Below are 1,372 nucleotides of genomic sequence, written 5' to 3'. Positions count from 1 at the left end.
CTTTTGATGCTTAAATGGAACGGTGAATTGGATACTATAATTAATTAACAATACCGGATAAAAAATGCAGAGCTATAAGTCCAGGTTAAAGTAATGTTTACAGTAACTTGTGAACTCACGCCCTGCGATCTTTAATCCTCTTACCTATACGGTTTTATCTAGGATAACCGTATTGCTGAGGATAGGTGTTTTGCTGCGGATAGCCTTGTTGTTGAGGATAGCCGTAGCTGCCGCCTTGCGGGTAATTCTGCTGCGGATAATTTTGTTGTTGTGGGTAACCACCCTGCTGAGGGTAATTCTGCTGCTGATAGCCACCGCCTTGGGGATAGCCTTGCTGCTGGTAACCGCCTTGAGGATAGCCTTGCTGCTGAGGGTAGCCCTGTCGCTGTTGAGGATAACCTTGTTGTTGCTGCTGCTGATACCCGCCTTGCGGCTGTTGAGCGCCTGGCTGGCTGCCGGCAGTCGGATTGGCGACGATCGCCAATTCCACGCGACGGTTTTCAGCACGGTTGGCATCACTGGTATTAGGCAATTTCGGCATGCGCTCGCCCATGCCCTGTTGAGTGATGCGCGAATAATTCACACCATGCTGAGTCAGATAACTGGAAACACTGGTAGCGCGCTGCTCGGATAATTTCTGATTATAATTATCAGCCCCGACATCATCGGTATGGCCGGTGATACTGATCTTGGAATCCTGATACTGGTTTAACACATTAGCCACCGAATCCAGAGCGGATTGGGCCTGCGGCGTCAAGTTGGAGGAATCGAATCCAAATGTAACGTTGTTCGGCATGGTCAGGGTCAGCGTATTCTCGGCTGTCCTCTGAACCTCGATGCCGGTTCCTTGCAGCGATTCATTCATCTGCTGTTCCTGACTGTCCATATAGGCGCCCACCGCCGCCCCTAACGCACCACCGGCCAAAGCACCCCAACCGGCATTCTTAAGATCGTTGCCGCCAAACAACGTACCGGCACCAGCGCCTACCGCAGCGCCCAAGCCTCCTCCTTTGGCCATATTGCTTAAACCTGATTGACCGGTATAAGGGTCAGTCACGCAAGCTGTCAATAAAGCGGAACTGATACCGATAACTAATAAACTTTTTTTCATAATTGCACAGCCTTTGGCTAATTTTTACAAAAATACTAATGGTTCTATCTGAGATCTTTCAGTTAGAAACGAAGTGATAATTATAGAACAACACAAACCTCGGTCCACAAGGTAATCGTTCTTTCCATTTTAAGCATTTGAACTAATGATTGATGAAGTTTTATGAATTCCGGCTGAACGTTACTATAAATTCCTTTATAGCTCGCGTAGGCTGGGTTGGAGCTTTAGCGGAAACCCGGCATGGGCGGCCGAAATGCTGGG

1 protein-coding gene is annotated in these 1,372 nt (G+C 48.4%); it reads right to left on the bottom strand.

Annotated elements, in window-relative coordinates:
* Positions 1 to 154: 154 nt before the first annotated feature.
* Positions 155 to 1,111 (bottom strand): OmpA family protein, encoded by a 957-nt coding sequence (locus tag IT781_RS21810; protein WP_194972274.1) that lies wholly within the window; start codon positions 1,109 to 1,111, stop codon positions 155 to 157.
* Positions 1,112 to 1,372: the final 261 nt, after the last annotated feature.

This window comes from Methylobacter sp. BlB1 (assembly GCF_015476545.1).
Taxonomy (GTDB): domain Bacteria; phylum Pseudomonadota; class Gammaproteobacteria; order Methylococcales; family Methylomonadaceae; genus Methylobacter.
Note: the sequence above shows the minus strand (reverse complement) of the source record. Positions and strands in the feature narration are given on the sequence as shown.